The organism is Gordonia sp. VNK1 (genome assembly GCF_040049135.1).
GTDB lineage: Bacteria > Actinomycetota > Actinomycetes > Mycobacteriales > Mycobacteriaceae > Gordonia > Gordonia oleivorans.
Genome location: NZ_JBDZDJ010000002.1, coordinates 16262 through 35532, shown reverse-complemented (window position 1 = coordinate 35532; position 19271 = coordinate 16262). Strand labels below are relative to the sequence as shown.

The window sequence follows — 19271 nt, the reverse complement described above, 5'->3', positions numbered from 1 at the left end:
CGGCACCAGGGTCAGTCCCGGTACACCTCGGGTTTGGTGGTGCGCCCCAACAGTGACGCCACCGCATCGGCCACCGACACCCCGGAGTGGCACACCCCGTGCACCGCATCGGTCAGCGGCATCGACACTCCGTGCTTCTCGGCGAGGGCACGCACCGACGTACACGACTTCACGCCCTCGGCGACCTGACCGTGGGTGGCCTCCTGGGCCTCCTCCATCGTCGCCCCCTCACCGAGGCGGGCACCGAAGGTCCGGTTGCGCGACAACGGCGACGAGCACGTCGCCACCAGGTCACCGATTCCGGCCAACCCGGCGAGTGTCTCGATCTCGGCGCCGAGCGCCGCACCGAGCCGGATGACCTCCGCCAGCCCGCGGGTGATGATGGTGGCCAGGGTGTTCTGGCCGAAACCGACACCGCTGGCCATCCCGCACGCCAGCGCGATGACGTTCTTGGCGGCCCCGCCGATCTCACAGCCGACGACGTCGGTGTTGGTGTACGGACGGAAATACCCGGTGGCGAAGGCGGATTGGAGGGTGGTGGCACGCGCCTCGTCGACGCACCCGATCACCGTCGCCGCCGGCTGCCCCTCGGCGATCTCCCGCGCCAGATTGGGCCCGGTGAGCACCGCGATCTGGGCCTCGTCGAATCCGGTGACCTCCGCGATGACCTCACTCATCCGCATCAGCGTGTGGGTCTCGATACCCTTCGCCAACGACACCAGGGTGGCATCCGATCGCAGATGCGGGGTCCAGTCGCTCAGATTGTCCCGCAACGACTGTGAGGGCACCGCGCACACGACGATGTCGGCGTCGGGCAACACCTCGGCGATGACGCTGGACGCGCGCAGTTGTTCGGGCAACGAGATACCGGGGAGGTAATCGGGATTGGTGTGCTCGGCGTTGATCCGCTCGGCCAGTTCGGCCCGCCGTGCCCAGATCGTCGTATCGGTGCCGGCGTCGACGAGGACCTTCGCCGCCGCCGTACCCCAGGAACCGGCACCCATCACCACCGCGCGCACGTGTCACATCCTTCGCTGCTCACCGAACGTCGCTCTCACCCTAGTGTCCCGCCGCCGCCGCGTCGTGAACTTTCCGTCGAATCCCGATCCCGGCGCCCCGGCCCGGGTTGCCCACACCCGCTCGTCGGGCTCGTCGCCCGTCGTCCATCATGGTGACGTGAGACCCGAAGGCGTGGTGCGTGGCGACAGCGCGGCACCGCATGCCCTCGGCGGCGCGATCGGCAATGGGGTCGGCGGTGGGATCGGCGCGGTGTTGGTGGTCAAGAACCTCGACGCGGCCAAGACCCGACTCGCGGCGTCGCTGCCGATCGCGGGCATCGGGCGGGGACCGGTGGATCACCGTGCCCTGGTGCTGGCGATGCTCCTGGACACCATGACCGCCGTCCACCTCGCCGGTCTGGACCCGATCGTCGTGGTGAGCCCCGATGCCGAGGTGCTGGGTGAGGTCACCGCCGCCGGCGCCCACGCGGTCCGCGAGGTTCCGCGCACCGATCCGTCGCTCAACCACGCCTACGCCGAGGGCATCGATTGGATCCGCCGTCATCGACCCGAGTGCCCACGGGTGCTGCTGGTGCAGGCGGACCTGCCGGCGGCCGACGCACACAGCATCCGGCAGGTCATCGACGCCGCCGGTGCCCTGCCGCAGGCCCTGGTCACCGACGCCGCGGGCGACGGCACCGCGATGCTGTTGCGCCCGGTCGAACTGAACGTGTTGCCGCGCTTCGGAATCGACTCGGCGGCCGCGCACCGCGCCGACGGGGCCGTCGATCTCGACGCCACCCGGAGCCGCTGGGCGGATCTGCGCACCGACGTCGACACCGCCGCGGATCTGCGTCGCGCCTGGACGCTGGGACTCGGGCGGCACACCCGGGCGGCGCTGGGGATCGACCCGTCCCACGATGCCGGCGGACGTGGGTGAAGCACCGAAGGTGACAGGTGCGGCTGCGCGAGAATCCGATGATGCGTCATCATTGACCGGTGACCCCAGCAGACGACACCGGGACGCAGACCGTGACGGCGATCCCCGGCGCCCCACCCGCAGCGACGTTGACGCCGGAAGAATCGGCCGATCTGCCCGAAGACCGGTACCTGAACCGGGAACTGAGTTGGCTGGACTTCAATTCGCGGGTGTTGGCACTCGCCGAGGACACCTCCCTTCCGCTGCTCGAGCGGGCCAAGTTCCTGGCGATCTTCGCCTCGAACCTCGACGAGTTCTTCATGGTGCGGGTCGCCGGCCTCAAACGGCGTGACGAGACGGGCCTGTCGGTCCGCTCCGCCGACGGCCTGTCGCCGCGCGAGCAGCTGCTGCGCATCGCCGGCCGCACCCAGACGCTGGCCGACCGGCATGCCCGCGTCTTCCTCGACTCGGTGCGGCCCTCCTTGGTGGCCAACGGAATTCATGTGGTCACCTGGGCCGAACTCGATGACGATCAGCAGACGCGGATGGTCGAGTACTTCCACGAGCAGGTGTTCCCCGTCCTGACCCCGCTGGCCGTCGACCCCGCCCACCCCTTCCCCTACATCTCGGGGTTGTCGCTGAACCTGGCGGTCACCGTCAAGGATGCACACGAGGGCGGCGAGCACTTCGCGCGAGTCAAGGTGCCCGACAACGTCAATCGGTTCGTGCGTGTCGACCAACTCGCGCCGGGCTCGGCCGAGACCGACGCGCGCGGACATCATCCCGCGGTGCTCCTGCCGATGGAAAACCTGATCGCGGCCAACCTCGAGCATCTGTTCCCCGAGATGCAGATCGTCGACCACCACGTCTTCCGGATCACCCGCAACGCCGATTTCGAGGTGGAGGAGGATCGCGACGAGGACCTCCTGCAGGCACTCGAACGAGAACTCGCCCGTCGGCGGTTCGGGTCACCGGTCCGTCTCGAGGTGGCCGACGACATGAGCGAGCACATGCTCGAGTTGTTGCTGCGCGAACTCGACGTCAACCCGGCCGACGTCATCCAGGTACCCGGATTGCTGGATCTGTCGGCATTGTTCGAGGTGTACGCGCTCGACCGACCCCACCTCAAGGACCGGCCCTTCGTCCCCGGAACGCATCCGGCCTTCGGCGAACGGGAAACCCCCAAGAGTGTGTTCTCCACGCTGCGCGAGGGTGACGTCCTCGTCCATCACCCCTACGACTCGTTCTCCACGAGCGTGCAGCGGTTCATCGAGCAGGCCGCCGCCGACCCGCAGGTCCTCGCGATCAAGCAGACGCTGTATCGCACCTCCGGCGATTCGCCGATCGTCAACGCGTTGATCGACGCCGCCGAGGCCGGCAAGCAGGTGGTCGCCCTCGTGGAGATCAAGGCGCGTTTCGACGAGCAGGCCAACATCAAGTGGGCCCGGCAACTCGAGCAGGCCGGCGTGCACGTGGTCTACGGCCTGGTGGGCCTCAAGACGCACTGCAAGACATGTCTGGTGGTCCGTCGCGAGGGCTCGACGATCAAGCGGTACTGCCACATCGGCACCGGCAACTACAACCCGAAGACCGCGCGGCTCTACGAGGACGTGGGTCTGCTCACCGCCGCACCGGACATCGGCGCGGACCTGACCGACCTGTTCAACACGCTCACCGGATACTCGCGGAAGAAGGAGTACCGCAACATCCTGGTGGCCCCGAACGGGATTCGCTCGGGCATCATCGAACGTATCAACCGGGAGATCACCGCCTTTCACGAGGGCAACGAGCGTGCCCGAATTCGTTTGAAGGCCAACGCGCTTGTCGACGAGCAGGTGATCGACGCGCTGTATCGGGCGTCGCAGAACGGGGTGCCCGTCGAGATCGTGGTCCGCGGGATCTGCGCGTTGCGACCCGCCATGCCGGGCGTCAGCGACAACATCACGGTGCGCTCGATCCTGGGCCAGTTCCTCGAGCACTCCCGCATCCTGCACTTCGGTGCCGCCGACGAGTACTGGATCGGCAGCGCAGACATGATGCACCGCAACCTCGATCGACGGATCGAGGTGATGGTGCAGGTGCGTGACGAACGGCTGACCGGAGAACTCAACGACATCTTCTCCTCTGCCCTCGATCCCCGAACCCGCTGCTGGGTGCTGCACTCCGACGGCAGCTGGGTGGCGTCGCCGGCGGCCGGCGAGGAGGTCCGTGATCACCAGCGACAGATGATGCGGCGCAATCACCGCCGGGATCAGGGTGCGTGAGTACGCCCGGGTGCGGGCGCATCGTGCCGCCTGCCGACACCTGCCGATAACCCGCGCGTACTAGTATCTGCGGCGATGTCGAAGTCACAGGGATCATCCGCAGACCGGGAACGCACGTCCGGATCGTCCCCGGGCGCCAAGACGATCTGGGCGGCGGGCGGTGTGTTGTGGCGCCACAGCGGTGAGTCCGTGGAGATCGGGCTGGTCCACCGCCCGCGCTACGACGACTGGACGCTCCCCAAGGGCAAGACGGATGACGGCGAGACCCTGATCGACACCGCGGTGCGCGAGATCGCCGAAGAGACCGGTCACCACACCCGGTTGGGGCGCCTGTTGTCCACGGTGTCCTACGATCTCCCCAACGGGCGCAAGCACGTCCGCTACTGGTCGGCGGAGTCGACAAGCGGTCGATTCGAGCCCAACCACGAGGTGGATGCCATCGAGTGGTTGCCGGTGGATCAGGCGGATCACCTGCTCAGCTACCGACTCGACCGCAAGGTGCTCCGCGAGTTCGTCCGCCTGCCGGTGGATCTGACGACCTTCGTGATCATCCGGCATGCCCGCGCAGGCCGCCGGTCGAAGTACCGCGGAGACGATCGGCTACGCCCGCTGGACACACTGGGCCGCGCGCAGGCCGCGGCACTGGCGCCGCTGCTGAATGCATACGGCGTCACCGAACTCCACAGCGCCGACCGGGTGCGGTGCGTGCAGACCCTCGAACCCACGAGCAGCGCGACCGGGCTGCCGATCGTCGACGAGCCGGCCCTGTCCGAGGAGGCCTACGCCGCCGATCCGGAATCGACCCGCCGTCGGTTCCGCGAACTCGCCACCACGTCGGGTCCGGGCCAGGTGCGGGCAGTGTGCAGTCAGGGCAAGGTGATTGAGCCACTCCTCGCGTGGTGGGCCGGGCTCGACAACGTCGAACTGCCGCCGGCGCGCAACCGCAAGGGCAGCGTGTGGGTGCTGTCCTTCGACGACGGTCGGCTGGTGGCCGCCGACCACGTCGACAGTCCGCTTCCACTGCAGACCGGCTGAGTCGTCCGGGGCATCGGCCGGCATCGACCGCCCGCGTGCCGCTCCGCCGCCGGAAGTGCCGTCTCCACACAGCAACTCACCCCTGACGAGGGAAGGGCGTCAGGGGTGAGTTGTGCGGTGTGTCGAGTCGCCGACGCGAACGTCAGCGGCGCGTGGTCTTCTTGGCGGGAGCCTTCTTGGCCGCAGTCTTCTTGGCGGGAGCCTTCTTTGCCGGGGCCTTCTTGGCCGCGGTGGTCTTGGCCGGGGCCTTCTTCGCCGGGGCCTTCTTGGCCGCGGTGGTCTTGGCGGGAGCCTTCTTCGCCGGGGCCTTCTTGGCCGCGGTGGTCTTGGCCGGGGCCTTCTTGGCCGGGGCCTTCTTGGCGGCCGTGGTGGTCTTCTTCGCCGCGGTCTTCTTGGCCGGGGCGGCGGCACCGGCGCCACGCTTCACCGCGGGGCCCGAGGCCGACAGCTTCTGCTTGCCGGCGACGACGGCCTTGAACTGCGCGCCCGGGCGGAACGCCGGAACCGAAGTGGCACGCACCTTCACGGTCTCGCCGGTGCGCGGGTTACGGGCGACGCGCGGTGCGCGGCGACGCTTCTCGAAGACACCGAATCCGGTGATGGTCACACTCTCGCCGCGGTTGACCGCGCGGACGATGGTGTCGACGACGAGCTCGACGGCTTCGGTCGCAGTCTTGCGATCCGCGTCGAGCTTCTTGGTCAGCTCATCAATGAGCTCTGCCTTGTTCATGGGAATACCTCCGCAAGCTGTTCTGACCGATCGGTTGAGGCCAGCTAACCCCACACGGTAAACGTCGAAGACGAAAACGTCCATCTTCCACGCCAATCGACGGGCCGTGTTGCGAAAATGTGAGGTGCGCAACCACGTTCCGTCGATGGCCTCGCGGGGTTGTGCCGCGGGCAGATCCCGAACTCTACATGGTCACCGGCTTGAAAGACGGACGGCCGCTTTCGTACTCGGAAATGGCTTCTACCTGCCGCAATGTCAGTCCGATGTCGTCGAGACCCTCCATCAGACGCCAGCGGGTGTAGTCGTCAATTGTCAACGGCACCACGAGGTCTCCGGCGGTCACGGTCCGCTCCGGAAGGCTCACCGTCAATTCCAGACCCGGCTGCTCCTCGAGTCGCTTCCACAGCAGTTCGACGTCGGATTGCTCGACCTGCGCGGCGACCAGGCCGGCCTTGCCGGCGTTGCCGCGGAAGATGTCGGCGAACCGGGACGAGATGACGACCCGAAAACCGAAGTCGGACAGCGCCCAGACGGCATGCTCGCGCGACGATCCGGTTCCGAAGTCCGGTCCGGCCACCAGAACCGAGCCGTGGCTCCAGGGCTCGGCGTTGAGGATGAAGTCCGGGTCGCTACGCCATCCGGCGAAGAGTCCGTCCTCGAAACCCGTTCGCGTCACCCGCTTGAGGTAGACGGCAGGGATGATCTGATCGGTGTCGACGTTGCTGCGGCGCAACGGCACCCCGATCCCGGTGTGGGAGATGAAGGGTTCCATGGGGGTGGCTCCGCTCTGTGAGGTGAGGTATGCCTGAGGCAGGGTTGATCTGGAGTTGAGAAGCGCCTGAACGAATCCGGAGCTTCGGACCGCTAGCCGCCCTAAAGGTCGGCCGGGGAGGACAGGGTTCCGCGGACGGCGGTCGCGGCCGCCACGGCCGGCGAGACCAGGTGCGTCCGACCGCCCTTGCCCTGTCGGCCTTCGAAATTCCGGTTCGACGTCGAGGCGCAGCGCTCGCCGGGAGCGAGCTGATCGGGGTTCATTCCCAGGCACATCGAGCATCCCGCCTGCCGCCATTCGGCTCCCGCCGCGGTGAAGATGTCGCCGAGCCCTTCGTCGTCGGCCTGCGCCCGCACCCGCATCGAACCCGGGACGACGAGCATCCGCATACCGTCGGCGATCTTGCGGCCCTTGAGGATCTCGGCGACCGCACGCAGATCCTCGATGCGGCCATTGGTGCACGATCCGACGAAGACGGTGTCGACGGAGACCTCGCGCAGCGGGGTTCCGGGGGCCAGATCCATGTACTGCAAGGCCTTCGCCGCGGCGGTGGCGGCGTTCTCGTCACCGAAGTCGGCGGGGTCGGGCACCACCGAGCCGAGCGGCGCGCCCTGTCCGGGGTTGGTACCCCAGGTGACGAACGGCGACAACCGTGTGGCGTCGATGTGCACCTCGGCGTCGAACTGCGCCCCGTCGTCGGTGCGCAGCGAATCCCAGTAGGCCACTGCGGCATCCCAGTCGTCGCCCTGCGGCGCGTTCGGACGTCCCTTGAGGAAGTCGTAGGTGATGGCGTCGGGCGCGATCATGCCGGCGCGCGCACCCGCCTCGATCGACATGTTGCAGATGGTCATCCGGGCTTCCATCGACAGTTTCTCGATGGCCGGGCCGCGGTACTCGAGCACATAACCCTGTCCGCCACCGGTTCCGATCTCGGCGATGACCGCGAGGATCAGGTCCTTGCTCGTGACGCCGGGGGGCAACTCACCGTCGACGGTGATCGCCATCGTCCGGAACGGACGCAGCGACAGCGTCTGCGTGGCGAGCACATGCTCGACCTCGGAGGTGCCGATGCCCATCGCCAGCGCCCCGAACGCGCCGTGCGTGGAGGTGTGGGAATCGCCACACACCACCGTCATTCCCGGTTGCGTCAGCCCCAGTTGCGGGCCGACCACGTGCACGATGCCCTGCTCGGCATCGCCCATCGGATGCAGCCGGATGCCGAATTCCTCGCAGTTACGGCGCAGGGTCTCCACCTGGGTGCGCGAGACCGGATCGGCGATCAGGTCGGTCTTGATGGTCGGGACGTTGTGGTCCTCGGTGGCGATCGTCAGGTCGCGGCGCCGCACCGGACGCCCGGCGAGGCGCAGACCGTCGAAGGCCTGCGGACTGGTCACCTCGTGCACGAGGTGCAGGTCGATGTAGATGAGGTCGGGTTGATCGCCGTTCCCGCGAACGACAACGTGGTCGTCCCACACCTTTTCGGCAAGCGTGCGCGGTGCGCCGTGCTGCGCGGCGCCGGTCGGGCTGTTCGTCATGGCTGCACTCACATCCATCTCGGTCACGTCGGGGCGGCGACCGAAGTGGGCTGAAATCGGCCATCGACGTGCATCTCACTATTTGGACAGTTAGTATCGTCCTATGGGAAAGGATAGCGCATCGGAACCGACCAGCGGAATCGGAGTCCTCGACAAGTCGGTGACCGTGCTGCGCGCCATCGCCGAAACACCGTGCAATCTCACCGAGTTGTGTGACCGCACCGCACTGCCCCGGGCCACCGCCCATCGTCTCGCGGTCGGCCTGGAGACCCATCGCCTGCTCGCACGCAACGCCGCGGGGCGCTGGTACCCGGGTCCCGCACTCAACGAACTGGCCTCCTCCGCACACGATCTCGTCCGCGAGGCATCCCTGATGGTGCTGCCACGCCTGCGCGAGATCACCGGCGAATCGGTACAGGTCTATCGCCGCGAGGGCTCCGAACGCGTCTGCATCGCCGCGATGGAACCACCGACCGGACTGCGCGACACCGTGCCGGTGGGTACCCGGTTCCCGATGAGCGCGGGGTCGGCGGCCAAGGTCTTGCTCGCCTGGGCCGACCCGCACACCCAGCGTTCACTGTTGGCCGACAGCGTGTTCAGCGACCGTGCGCTGCACGAGATCCGGCGGCGTGGGTGGGCGCAGAGCGCGGGCGAACGGGCCGCCGGCGTGGCCAGCGTCTCGGCCCCGGTGCGCGACGCCGACGGCGAGGTGATCGCGGCGATCTCGGTGTCGGGCCCGATCGACCGGATGGGCCGCCGCCCCGGGGCCCGGTGGGCCGCCGACCTTCTCGCGGCCGCCGACGCGATCCACAAACGCCTCGTCACCCAGGGCTGAGTTCGCGCCAGAAACGTGATCTGGGTTACCACACCCGGATTCGACCCACTAGCGTCAACGGGCATGGGAACCAATCAGAGACAGCAGATCGTCATGTCCGACGACGAGATCACCGACTTCATCGCCCGCAGCCGCACCGCGACCCTGGCCACCACCGGCCCGCAGGGCCAGATCCATCTGGTCGCCATGTGGTACGGCGTCGTCGACGGTGAGATCTGGTTCGAGACCAAGGCCAAGTCGCAGAAGGCGGTCAATCTGCGCCGCAGTCCCGCGTGCTCGGTGATGATCGAGGACGGCGACACCTACGACACGTTGCGCGGCATCGCGATCGAGGGCACCGCGGAGATCCTCGACGATCCGGACTCCTGCCTGAAGGTCGGGATCTCGGTGTGGGAGCGCTACACCGCGCCCTACACCGAGGAGTCCAAACCCTTCGTCGAGCAGATGATGAACAAGCGGGTGGCGGTGCGCTTCATCCCGAACCGGACCCGGTCCTGGGATCACCGCAAGTTGGGTATCCCGGCCATGCCGGCGTCGGGGTCGACCGCCGAATACCTCTGACCCCGTCGAGTGGGCGTCCGAATGCGTCGAGTGTGCGCCCGAACGCGTTCACCGTGCGTTGCTCGCACAGCACACCGCGCTCACTCCTCCGGGAAACCGGGACCGCAGAAGGGGATGACCTCGTCGACGCGCCGCCAGAGCAGTGACTCGGCGAAGGTCACCTCGTCGGCGGTGACCCGAACCCAGGTGATCTGGCCGTCCTAATGCAGGAGCACCAGGTCGACTCCATGCCGCCAGGTCTTCTCGGCGGCGATGATTCGCTGCAGATCGGTGAGAATCTCTTCGCGCGGGCCGTCGTAGAACTTCTTCTCCGACCGACTTGCCAGGGGCAGGCCCGGCCGACCGTCCCGGTCGTGGCCGAAGTGATACTGCTCACGCCACTTGAGCACGAACCATTCGGGCAACCCGAGGGGGAGGTCTTCGGACATCAGCAGTGACCGATACCCCACAGGTCCCCCTCTGATCGGCGCGCCGCATGCGCGAACGCGTAAGAAAAAGGCCCCCTCCCCGGTGTTCCGGGAAGGGGGCCTTCTTGTAGCCCCGACGGGATTCGAACCCGCGCTACCGCCTTGAGAGGGCGGCGTCCTAGGCCGCTAGACGACGGGGCCATGGACCTTGTGTGGTCGCTGGGGTACCAGGACTCGAACCTAGAATGGCTGAACCAGAATCAGCTGTGTTGCCAATTACACCATACCCCAAGGTTTTCTCTTTTCCTCTCGGAAAAGAACCTGCGATAGATTAGCAGAGGTCTACCGGGCAACCACAAATCGGCTGGTCAGGGCCTATTTTCCGGCCAGTTCGCGGGCCGCTCGCAGCCGGGCCAGGCTGACCTCGCGGCCCAGCAACTCCATCGACTCGAACAGCGGCGGGCTCACCGCGGAGCCCGTCACGGCCACCCGCACCGGCCCGAACGCCTTGCGTGGCTTGAGGCCCAGATCGTCGATCAGCGCGGCGTTGAGGGCATCGTGCAGCGCCGTCGTCTGCCACGAGTCCAACGACTCCGTCGCCGCGATGGTGGCGTCGAGGACCTCGACGGCGTCGGCACCGAGATTCTTGGCCGCGGCCTTCTCGTCGATGGTGAAGTCCGCCTCGTCGACGTAGAGGAACGAGATCAGTCCCCACGCATCGCCGAGGACCTGGATGCGGGTCTGCACCAGCTCCGCGACGACGGCGAACGCCGCGTCATCGACGCGGGCCGGCAGGTGCCCGTGCTCGGTCAGGTAGCTCTTGAGGCGCGCGGTGAAGTCGCCGAGTTCGAGCATCCGGATGTGTTCGGCGTTGATCGCGTCGGCCTTCTTCTGGTCGAAGCGGGCCGGGTTGGAGTTGACGTCGCCGACCTCGAACGCGCCGATCATCTGCTCGAGGGTGAACACGTCGGTCTCGTGGGAGTATCCCCACCCGAGCAGCGCCAGGTAGTTGAGCAGGCCCTCGGGCAGGAAGCCGCGATCGCGGTGGTGGAACAGGCTGGATTGCGGGTCCCGCTTGGAGAGCTTCTTGTTGCCCTCCCCCATCACGAACGGCAGGTGTCCGAACTCGGGAACACGCTCGGCGACACCGATACCCATCAACGCCTCGTAGAGCGCGATCTGACGCGGCGTGGAACTGAGCAGGTCCTCACCGCGCAGGACGTGGGTGATCTTCATCATCGCGTCGTCGACGGGATTGACCAGGGTATAGAGCGGATCCCCGTTGGCGCGGGTGAGCGCAAAGTCGGGCACCGTGCCGGCCTTGATGGTGGTGGTGCCGCGCACCAGATCGTCCCACGCGATGTCGCGATCCGGCATGCGAAGTCGCACAACGGGATTGCGTCCCTCGGCGCGGTAGGCGGCGCGCTGCTCGTCGGTCAGTTCCCGATCGAAGTTGTCGTAGCCGAGCTTGGGGTCACGGCCGGCGGCACGGTGGCGGGCCTCGACCTCCTCGGGGCTGGAGTACGCCTCGTAGGCCGCACCGGATTCCAGGAGGCGACGCACCACGTCGAGGTGGATGTCGCGTCGCTGCGATTGGCGGTACGGACCGTAGGGACCGCCGACCTCGGGGCCCTCGTCCCAGTCCAGACCGAGCCACCGCAGCGACTCCAGGATGGCGTCGTAGGACTCCTGGGAGTCACGTGCGGCGTCGGTGTCCTCGATGCGAAAGACGAAGGTGCCCTTGTGGTGACGCGCCGCGGCGAAGTTGAACAATGCGGTGCGCACCATGCCGACGTGGGGCGTACCCGTGGGCGACGGGCAGAAACGAACCCGGAAGGCGTCGGTGCTGACTGGATCGGTACTGGCCATGGCGCTCAGCGTATCGAATGCGCCGATGCCGAGGTCAGTCCCGGTGGCGGTCGCAGAAGTCGACGATGAGCTTGTTCACCTCGGCGGGTTGCTCGAGATAGCCGAAGTGGCCGGCCCGGGCGACCTCGGCATACTCGGCGCCGGGGATCGCCTCGGCGACCTCGCGGGCCAGTTTCGCCGGCAGGGTGCGGTCGTCGGCGAAACCCACCACCAGGGCCGGCCGGGAGATCTGGCGGTAGGCGGCCAGACGGTTGAGCTCGCCGTGGTGCAACTCGAGCTGCGCCCGCACCCCCGGCGTCACCGTCTGCGGGGAGAACCCGATGATGTCGAGCCAGTCGCGGGCGGCGCGATCGTCGTCGAGGGTGTGCGGTGAGAGGTTGAGGTGCGCGGTGATCGCGGCCGCGTAGTCCGGCGGCAGGGTGATGCCCTGGTCGTAGAGCGCGCGCTCCCCCGCCGAAATCGCTTCCTGCAGTGGAGTATTGCGGCCATAGGTGGCCAGCATGACCGCACCGCGGACGAGGTCGGGGCGAGCCAGGGCCAGTTCCTGGGCGATCCGGGCACCCAGTGACGTCCCGACGACCAACGCCGGTCCGCCGAGATGCTCGATCAGCGCCGCGGTGTCGGCGACCATGTCGTCGAGGGTGAAGCCCTCGGCGCACTCCGACGACGGCGCGATACCCCGGTTGTCGAAGAGCGCCACGCGATAGCCGGCCTTGCGCAGCGCCGGTTCCTGATTGGCCTTCCACACCCGGCCCGGACTTCCGGTGCCCATCACCATCACGACCAGTGGACCGGTTCCCGCGACCTCGTAGGCGATGTCGATCCCGTTGACTCGCACGGTCTGCGCGGGCGCGGTCACGGCTTGTCCACCACCGGATTGGTCAGGGTGCCCAGGCCTTCGACGCTGACCGACACCCGTTGTCCGGCCACCATCGGACCGACCCCGTCGGGTGTGCCGGTCAGGATGACGTCGCCGGGCAGCAGCGTCATCACCCGGGAGATCCATTCGATGATCGCCCCCACGTCGTGCAGCATCAGTGAGGTGCGGCTGCGCTGACGGACCTCACCGTCGAGTTCGGTGGTGATCTGGGCGTCGGCGGGATCGAAGTCGGTGTCGATCCACGGGCCGAGCGGGCAGAAGGTGTCATAACCCTTGGCCCGGGTCCACTGACCGTCGATCGACTGCTGATCACGCGCGGTGACGTCGTTGGCGATCGTGTAGCCGAGGATCGCGCTCTTGGCATCGGCGGCCTTGACGTCCTTGCAGGGCCGTCCGATCACGACGGCCAACTCCCCCTCGAAGTCGACCCGCTCCGACGACGGCGGCCGCACGATCGGCACCTCGGGACCGATGATGGAGGTGTTCGGCTTGAGGAAGATCACCGGCGATGCGGGTGCCTGCCCACCCATCTCCGCCACATGTGCCGCGTAGTTCTTGCCGATGCAGATGACCTTGGTGGCCAGGATGGGCGCGAGCAGTCGGACGTCGGCCAACGGCCACGAGCGTCCGGTGAACGTCGGTGTGCCGAACGGATGCTCGGCGATCTCCTTGGCGACGATCCCCTCCGGGGAATCGTCGAGGGAGACAAAAGCGACACCGTCCGGACTGGCGATTCGACCTAGGCGCATAGGTGCGAGGGTATCGCACCCCAGATGTCCACACTTCGAGACGTCGGTTGGTCCCGCGGCACGATCCGGTTCTAGAATGTGGAAACGAATTCTCATTATTTGAGATTCGCCCGATCCTGCGGAGGTGTGATGCGCACTGTCGAGAACGTCGGCACCACCCGGAGGTGGGTGATGCTCATCTGCTCGCTGGTCGCCGCGATGACGACCACCTGCGTGGTCAGTGGCGTCGCCTATCTCATCCCGGCACTGCACGCCTCGGGCATGACCGTCTCGCAGGCATCGGTCCTGGCCGCCGTTCCCACCGTCGGTCTGATGCTGGCGATCCTCGGCTGGGGTGCCCTGCTCGACCGCCACGGCGAACGGCTGATCCTGACGGCGTCCCTGTCGATCACCCTTCTCGGCGCGGTGGCCACCGCGATCGCCGCCGCCACCTCGGCACCGTTCTCGGTACTGGCGATCTGCCTGTTCATGGGCGGGCTCGGGTCGGGCGCGGCCAACGGGGCATCCGGGCGGATCGTGGTCGGGTGGTTCCCACCGCAACAACGCGGCACGGCGATGGGTGTGCGGCAGATGGCACAGCCGTTGGGCATCGCCGTGTGCGCGCTGACCATGCCGGTACTCGCCGAACGGCACGGAATCGCTGCGGCCCTGGTGGTTCCGGTCGCCGTCACGCTCATCGGGCTGCTCGCATGCCTGCTGGGAATCGCCGATCCACCGCTGCGCCGAGCCGACGGCACCGCACCGGAATCCACCCGAAATCCCTACCGGCAGAGCTGGTTCCTGGCCCGGGTACACGCGGTCAGTGTGCTGCTGGTGATCCCGCAGTCGATGCTCTGGACGTTCGTGCCGACGTGGCTGATCGTGGCACGGCAATGGTCTCCGGCGACGGCGGGGATCCTGGTCACCATCACCCAGACCATCGGGGCGTTCGGACGGATCGCGGCCGGTCGATGGTCGGATGCGTGGCTGTCGAGAATGCGTCCGATCCGGGTGATCGCCGTGGCCGCCGGACTGTCGATGGGCGTGTTGGCGTTCACCGATTGGCGCGACAGTTCGATGTCGGTGGTGCTCATGGTGATCGCGTCGATCGCGTCGGTGGCCGACAACGGCCTGGCGTTCACCGCGATCGCCGAGTTCGCCGGCCCGCGCTGGAGTGGACGCGGACTGGCCGTGCAGAACACGGCGCAGTACCTCGCGACCGCGGTCACCACACCGATCTTCGGGGCCGTCATCACCGCCGTCGGATTTCCCCTCGCCTTCGCCGCCGGGGCGATCGCCCCGGCCATCGCCGCACCGTTGGTACCCGATGACCCGGCACCCCGGCCGGAGCCGGTGAGCCGGTAGAGCAGGAACTCCGGCTACGTCATCTCCTGCGCCACAGTCGCATTGATGAGCCCCGCGGCCACCGCGGCGTCGTCGACGACGACGAGGTCACGCCGCCCGTCGGATCGGGTGACCAGCAACGCGTCTCCGGATCGGAGCACGAATCCCTGTGCGCCGGCGAGGGGTCCGCGTATGGCGATCCGCTGACCGTAGCCGCCGAAGTCACGCAGCGCGTGCACCCTCACCACCTCGGCGCGGACGATGTCGGTCATCGGGACCCGGATTCGCGGCCATCCGATCGCGTTCTGCACGGCGAGGTGGTTGCGGTCGACGGTCACCCGTACCGACCAGAATGCCGCCATCAGCATGGTGAGCACCGCCACCAGGATGAGCAACCACCACAGCCCGGTCACGGCCGCGACGATGATCACCGTTCCGAATGACGCGATCACGACGATCATCGGGATCGTCGACATCGCCACCCGGCGCTGCCACAGAAAGCGTTCTGCCGCACCGAGTTGCGCGGTGGGCACCGTACCGACGGGATCACGTCGGGGCGACGGCCACGACGGTACCGCGATCGCCGACAGCGCCGCGGCGCTCAGCCCACACACCGCCGCGACGACGATCGCGAGGGCAGGTACCGACACCCGATGGATGTCGGTGACGCCGCGCTGCGCCTCGATCGCACCGAGCAGCAGCACGGTCACGAAGACGGACAAACCGTTGGCCAGGGCCAGGATCCATCGCAGTGCGCGCGAGTCGGCCACTCGGCCGGTGGCCGCACCGACCACCGCGAGGCCGCCGACGACGGCTCCGACGACGATTACCGCGGCGAGGGTGACGCATACGCCGAACAGGCTGCTGGTGCCGTCGACTCCACTTGAACCCCAATGGGAGGCAACGGGATCGGGCAGGTCGGGCCACCACGATGTCAGGGCGAGGGCACCGGTGAGGGCCATCGTCACCGCCGGAACGGTCACGATCGCCACCACAATGCACAGCGACCGTGACGTCGGGGCCGGTCGAACGTCGTTCATGTCATCCTCCTCGTGATCTCCGCAGCCAGTTCGGGTGCGCTCACGCCGAACCGCCGCGCCACCTCCACCAGACGGTCGAGCGCATCACCCATCTCGGCGCGAACCGGTGCGTGCGCGGAGACCACCGCGCCGCGGCCCCGTCGCAACTCGACCAGTCCGTCGTCGCGCAGAATCTGGTAGCCGCGCAACACCGTGTGCATGTTGACGTCCAGGGACGCGGCCAACTCGCGTGCCGCCGGCAGTCGCTCTCCGGGATGCACCTCTCCGTCCGCGATCGACCGGCGGACCGATGACGCGATCTGGGCGAAGATCGGCGTCCGATCGGTCGGATCGATGCGAATCAACACACCCTGATCCTATAGTTCTAGTGCAACTAGAACAAGTGGAGCCGACCGAACACCGATGGCCGGTCCCCTGTTCGGGACCGGCCATCGGTGTCTGATGAACGAAAGCTACGCCGAAGCGGTTGCGCTACAGCCGCTCTCGGATGCGCTTGCCGATCTCGGACGTCGACAGCTGCGCGCCGTCGCGCTCGAGGAGATCGTCCGCGACCGCCTTCTCGACGCGGCGCGCGTCATCGGACCGGCCGACGTGGTCGAGGAGCAACGCCACCGACAGGATCGCCGCCGTGGGATCGGCCTTGCCCTGCCCGGCGATGTCGGGCGCGCTGCCGTGCACCGGCTCGAACATCGACGGGTTGGTGCGGGTGGCGTCGATGTTGCCCGACGCCGCCAGGCCGATACCGCCGGACACCGCGGCCGCGATGTCGGTGATGATGTCGCCGAACAGGTTGTCGGTGACGATGACGTCGAAGCGTCCCGGATCGGTCACCAGGTAGATGGTGGCCGCGTCCACATGGCAGTAATCGGTGGTGACGTCGGGGAACTCCTTGCCCACCTCGGCGACCGTGCGACTCCACAGCGATCCCGCGAACGTCAGCACGTTCGTCTTGTGGACCAGGGTGAGGTGCTTACGGCGGCGGGTGGCCCGTTCGAAGGCGTCGCGCACCACACGCTCCACCCCGAATCGGGTGTTGACGCTGACCTCGGTGGCCACCTCGTGCGGGGTGTCGACCCGGATCGCACCGCCGTTGCCGGTGTAGGGACCCTCGGTGCCCTCCCGGACCACGATGAAGTCGATGTCGGGATCACCGGCCAGCGGTGAGGTCACCCCCGGCAGACGCCGCGACGGACGCAGATTGACGTGATGATCGAGCGCGAACCGCATCTTCAGAAGCAGACCGCGTTCGAGGATGCCCGAGGGCACCGACGGATCACCGATCGCGCCCAGCAGGATCGCGTCGTGCTCACGCAGCGAATCGAGGTCGGCGTCGGTCAGCAGTTCACCGTTGCGGTGGTAACGACGCGCACCGAGGTCGTAGTCGGTGGTGTCGACGTCGGGAACCACCGCGCGCAGCACCTCGAGTGCCTCGCCGATGACCTCGGGTCCGATGCCGTCGCCGGCTATTACTGCGAGTTTCATGACAGATCCACCTGTTCGATGAGGGTTGCGCCGACCGCCGCCGAGATCGCGTCGACCAGCGAGTCGTCGAGTTTGCGGCTGATGCGCAGCACCATGGTGGCGCCGCCGCCCTCGGCATCCTGCGACAGGCCGGCGGCCAGGATGTCGACCCCGGCATCACCGAGCAGGGTGCCGATCTTGCCGAGCGAACCCGGCTGATCGGCGTAGCTGACCAGCAGGTTCAGGCCTTCGGCACGCAGATCGAAATTGCGCCCGTTGATGTTGACGATCTTCTCCACCTGATGCGGTTCGGTGAGTGAACCGGCCACGTTGTGCACCGAACCGTCGGCGAAGACCGCCTTGACGTCGACCACGCTGCGATGGTTGGGGCTCTCGGTGGCGACGGTGACCTCGCTGGTCACACCGCGATCCTCGGCCACCTTGGGGGCGTTGACAAAGGTCACCGGCTCCTCGAGGGCCGCCTCGAACAGACCGCGCAGGGCCGACAGACCGAGCACGTCGACCTTGCTCGACGCCAACTCACCGCGGACATCGACGACGATCGAGCTCGGCAGTTCGGAGCTGATCGCGCCGACGAGCACACCGAGCTTGCGGGCCATCTCCAGCCACGGGGCGACCTCTTCGTCGACGGCACCGCCGACGATGTTGACCGCGTCGGGCACGAAGTGTCCGGCCAGGGCCAGCCGCACGCTCTTGGCGACGTCGGTGCCGGCGCGGTCCTGTGCCTCACTGGTCGAGGCTCCCAGGTGCGGAGTCACGACGACCTGCGGGAGCTCGAACAGCGGGGAGTCGGTGCACGGCTCGGTGGCATAGACGTCCAGGCCGGCGGCGCGCACCTGTCCCGAGGTGATCGCGTCGGCCAGGGCCTGCTCGTCGACGAGGCCACCGCGGGCGGCGTTGACGATGACGACCCCCTTCTTGGTGCGGGCGAGCTGCTCGGCCCCGATGAGTCCCAGGGTCTCCGGCGTCTTGGGCAGGTGCACGGTGACGAAGTCGGCGCGCTCGAGGAGTTCGTCGAGGGAGACCAGTTCGATGCCGAGTTGGGCGGCACGCGCCGGCGACACGTACGGGTCGTAGGCGATCACGTGGGTCTCGAAGGCCCCCAGCCGGGCGGCGACGAGCTGCCCGATGCGGCCGAGTCCGACGACGCCGACGGTCTTGTCGAAGATCTCCACACCGTTGAACGAGGAGCGCTTCCAGGTGTGCTCGCGCAGCGTCGCATCGGCGGCCGGGATCTGTCGCGCCGCCGACATCAGCAGGGCGATCGCATGCTCGGCGGCGGTGTGGATGTTGGAGGTGGGCGCGTTGACCACCATCACGCCACGTTCGGTGGCGGCGGGCACGTCGACGTTGTCGAGTCCGACGCCGGCACGTGCGATGATCTTCAGCTTCTTACCGGCGTCGAGCACCTCGGCGTCGACGGTGGTGGCGGATCGAACCAGGATCGCGTCGGCGTCGACGACGGCCTCGAGAAGTTTGGGACGGTCCGGACCGTCCACCCAGCGCACCTCTACGCCGTCGCCGAGGGCTTCCACGGTGGATGGGGCCAATTTGTCGGCGATGAGGACGACCGGCAGGCCTGCTGAGGTCACGTTTGTTCTCCAGAATCGGTTGCGAGATCGGGTGCGATGTCGTAGGGACATCCGCCCCACAGCTTAGAGGCCGCCGCATCGACGTCGGACAACCGGGCGGCCAACTCGGTCTCGACGCTCAGGTTCGACGTGTACATTGTGAGCGGCATTACGGAAGCATTCCAATGCGGTAGCGGAATCCTTGCGTGAGATCGATGCCTCTCCAGCGCCGGTACGGTGGCTGTTCGGGGGGGGTGACGTCGCCCAGTCGATCACGTGTGTCGATCGCTATGAATTGGTC

The 19271-nt window shown here is 67.6% G+C and carries 18 protein-coding genes and 2 tRNA genes; 6 read left to right on the top strand and 14 right to left on the bottom strand.

Annotation, left to right across the window (positions count from 1 at the left end; translation table 11 throughout):
* Window positions 1-11: 11 nt before the first annotated feature.
* On the bottom strand, window positions 12-1019 hold the full coding sequence (locus ABLE94_RS02065) for an NAD(P)H-dependent glycerol-3-phosphate dehydrogenase (RefSeq protein ID WP_348806703.1): 1008 nt from the start codon (window positions 1017-1019) through the stop codon (window positions 12-14).
* Window positions 1020-1176: 157 nt separating this feature from the next.
* On the opposite strand from ABLE94_RS02065, the gene cofC reads away from it, so the two are divergent.
* The 3 genes from cofC to ABLE94_RS02050 all read left to right on the top strand — a co-directional run bounded on the left by cofC (window position 1177) and on the right by ABLE94_RS02050 (window position 5216).
* The gene (cofC, locus tag ABLE94_RS02060; RefSeq protein ID WP_348806702.1) at window positions 1177-1938 is read left to right on the top strand and encodes a 2-phospho-L-lactate guanylyltransferase; all 762 of its coding nucleotides are present in this window, start codon (window positions 1177-1179) and stop codon (window positions 1936-1938) included.
* A gap of 59 nt (window positions 1939-1997) precedes the next feature.
* The gene (locus tag ABLE94_RS02055) at window positions 1998-4181 is read left to right on the top strand and encodes an RNA degradosome polyphosphate kinase (protein WP_348807909.1); all 2184 of its coding nucleotides are present in this window, start codon (window positions 1998-2000) and stop codon (window positions 4179-4181) included.
* A gap of 75 nt (window positions 4182-4256) precedes the next feature.
* Entirely contained in the window at window positions 4257-5216 is a 960-nt protein-coding gene (locus ABLE94_RS02050; RefSeq protein ID WP_348807908.1) for an NUDIX domain-containing protein, read from the top strand.
* Window positions 5217-5358: 142 nt separating this feature from the next.
* On the opposite strand, the gene ABLE94_RS02045 is transcribed toward ABLE94_RS02050, so the two are convergent.
* The 3 genes from ABLE94_RS02045 to leuC all read right to left on the bottom strand — a co-directional run bounded on the left by ABLE94_RS02045 (window position 5359) and on the right by leuC (window position 8253).
* Window positions 5359-5946, bottom strand: a complete 588-nt coding sequence (locus ABLE94_RS02045; protein WP_348807907.1) for an HU family DNA-binding protein — start codon at window positions 5944-5946, stop codon at window positions 5359-5361.
* Window positions 5947-6130: 184 nt separating this feature from the next.
* Window positions 6131-6718 carry a 3-isopropylmalate dehydratase small subunit gene (leuD, locus tag ABLE94_RS02040; RefSeq protein WP_348806698.1) on the bottom strand — a complete coding sequence of 196 codons (588 nt, stop codon included), beginning with the start codon at window positions 6716-6718 and terminating at the stop codon, window positions 6131-6133.
* 101 nt (window positions 6719-6819) lie between these two features.
* The gene (gene leuC / locus ABLE94_RS02035; RefSeq protein WP_425476117.1) at window positions 6820-8253 is read right to left on the bottom strand and encodes a 3-isopropylmalate dehydratase large subunit; all 1434 of its coding nucleotides are present in this window, start codon (window positions 8251-8253) and stop codon (window positions 6820-6822) included.
* Between the two features lie 103 nt (window positions 8254-8356).
* On the opposite strand from leuC, the gene ABLE94_RS02030 reads away from it, so the two are divergent.
* Window positions 8357-9088 (top strand): IclR family transcriptional regulator, encoded by a 732-nt coding sequence (locus ABLE94_RS02030; protein ID WP_348806696.1) that lies wholly within the window; start codon window positions 8357-8359, stop codon window positions 9086-9088.
* A gap of 63 nt (window positions 9089-9151) precedes the next feature.
* Window positions 9152-9649, top strand: a complete 498-nt coding sequence (locus tag ABLE94_RS02025; RefSeq protein ID WP_348806695.1) for a PPOX class F420-dependent oxidoreductase — start codon at window positions 9152-9154, stop codon at window positions 9647-9649.
* Window positions 9650-9849: 200 nt separating this feature from the next.
* On the opposite strand, the gene ABLE94_RS02020 is transcribed toward ABLE94_RS02025, so the two are convergent.
* The 6 genes from ABLE94_RS02020 to ABLE94_RS01995 form a co-directional block, all read right to left on the bottom strand.
* A complete protein-coding gene (locus ABLE94_RS02020; RefSeq protein ID WP_348807906.1) occupies window positions 9850-10077 on the bottom strand; it encodes a hypothetical protein in 228 nt (75 codons plus the stop codon).
* Window positions 10078-10184: 107 nt separating this feature from the next.
* Window positions 10185-10257: transfer RNA gene (locus tag ABLE94_RS02015), tRNA-Glu, on the bottom strand.
* Between the two features lie 18 nt (window positions 10258-10275).
* Window positions 10276-10347: transfer RNA gene (locus tag ABLE94_RS02010), tRNA-Gln, on the bottom strand.
* 84 nt (window positions 10348-10431) lie between these two features.
* Window positions 10432-11925, bottom strand: a complete 1494-nt coding sequence (gene gltX, locus ABLE94_RS02005; RefSeq protein WP_348807905.1) for a glutamate--tRNA ligase — start codon at window positions 11923-11925, stop codon at window positions 10432-10434.
* Between the two features lie 34 nt (window positions 11926-11959).
* A complete protein-coding gene (locus ABLE94_RS02000; RefSeq protein WP_348806692.1) occupies window positions 11960-12784 on the bottom strand; it encodes an alpha/beta fold hydrolase in 825 nt (274 codons plus the stop codon).
* A complete protein-coding gene (locus ABLE94_RS01995) occupies window positions 12781-13554 on the bottom strand; it encodes a fumarylacetoacetate hydrolase family protein (protein WP_348806691.1) in 774 nt (257 codons plus the stop codon). The genes ABLE94_RS02000 and ABLE94_RS01995 overlap by 4 nt, the downstream gene beginning before the upstream one ends.
* A gap of 129 nt (window positions 13555-13683) precedes the next feature.
* On the opposite strand from ABLE94_RS01995, the gene ABLE94_RS01990 reads away from it, so the two are divergent.
* Entirely contained in the window at window positions 13684-14898 is a 1215-nt protein-coding gene (locus tag ABLE94_RS01990; protein ID WP_348806690.1) for an MFS transporter, read from the top strand.
* A 14-nt stretch (window positions 14899-14912) separates the two neighbouring features.
* On the opposite strand, the gene ABLE94_RS01985 is transcribed toward ABLE94_RS01990, so the two are convergent.
* The 4 genes from ABLE94_RS01985 to serA all read right to left on the bottom strand — a co-directional run bounded on the left by ABLE94_RS01985 (window position 14913) and on the right by serA (window position 18991).
* Window positions 14913-15917 carry a DUF1648 domain-containing protein gene (locus ABLE94_RS01985; RefSeq protein WP_348807904.1) on the bottom strand — a complete coding sequence of 335 codons (1005 nt, stop codon included), beginning with the start codon at window positions 15915-15917 and terminating at the stop codon, window positions 14913-14915.
* Window positions 15914-16264: a GntR family transcriptional regulator gene (locus ABLE94_RS01980; RefSeq protein WP_348807903.1), complete on the bottom strand. Its 351-nt coding sequence runs from the start codon at window positions 16262-16264 to the stop codon at window positions 15914-15916. Before ABLE94_RS01980 ends, ABLE94_RS01985 begins: the two co-directional genes overlap by 4 nt.
* Before the next feature lie 124 nt (window positions 16265-16388).
* Window positions 16389-17399 (bottom strand): 3-isopropylmalate dehydrogenase, encoded by a 1011-nt coding sequence (locus ABLE94_RS01975; RefSeq protein ID WP_348806687.1) that lies wholly within the window; start codon window positions 17397-17399, stop codon window positions 16389-16391.
* Entirely contained in the window at window positions 17396-18991 is a 1596-nt protein-coding gene (gene serA / locus ABLE94_RS01970) for a phosphoglycerate dehydrogenase (protein WP_348806686.1), read from the bottom strand. Before serA ends, ABLE94_RS01975 begins: the two co-directional genes overlap by 4 nt.
* Window positions 18992-19271 lie beyond the last annotated feature (280 nt).

Bases quoted from the DNA above. Each gene is read 5' to 3' on its own strand.
- ABLE94_RS02050 (WP_348807908.1), top strand. From the start codon at position 4,257: ATGTCGAAGTCACAGGGATCATCCGCAGACCGGGAACGCACGTCCGGA.
- ABLE94_RS02045 (WP_348807907.1), bottom strand. From the start codon at position 5,946: ATGAACAAGGCAGAGCTCATTGATGAGCTGACCAAGAAGCTCGACGCG.
- leuD (WP_348806698.1), bottom strand. From the start codon at position 6,718: ATGGAACCCTTCATCTCCCACACCGGGATCGGGGTGCCGTTGCGCCGC.
- leuC (WP_425476117.1), bottom strand. From the start codon at position 8,253: ATGACGAACAGCCCGACCGGCGCCGCGCAGCACGGCGCACCGCGCACG.
- ABLE94_RS02030 (WP_348806696.1), top strand. From the start codon at position 8,357: ATGGGAAAGGATAGCGCATCGGAACCGACCAGCGGAATCGGAGTCCTC.
- ABLE94_RS02025 (WP_348806695.1), top strand. From the start codon at position 9,152: ATGGGAACCAATCAGAGACAGCAGATCGTCATGTCCGACGACGAGATC.
- ABLE94_RS02020 (WP_348807906.1), bottom strand. From the start codon at position 10,077: ATGTCCGAAGACCTCCCCCTCGGGTTGCCCGAATGGTTCGTGCTCAAG.
- gltX (WP_348807905.1), bottom strand. From the start codon at position 11,925: ATGGCCAGTACCGATCCAGTCAGCACCGACGCCTTCCGGGTTCGTTTC.
- ABLE94_RS01995 (WP_348806691.1), bottom strand. From the start codon at position 13,554: ATGCGCCTAGGTCGAATCGCCAGTCCGGACGGTGTCGCTTTTGTCTCC.
- ABLE94_RS01990 (WP_348806690.1), top strand. From the start codon at position 13,684: ATGCGCACTGTCGAGAACGTCGGCACCACCCGGAGGTGGGTGATGCTC.
- ABLE94_RS01985 (WP_348807904.1), bottom strand. From the start codon at position 15,917: ATGAACGACGTTCGACCGGCCCCGACGTCACGGTCGCTGTGCATTGTG.
- ABLE94_RS01975 (WP_348806687.1), bottom strand. From the start codon at position 17,399: ATGAAACTCGCAGTAATAGCCGGCGACGGCATCGGACCCGAGGTCATC.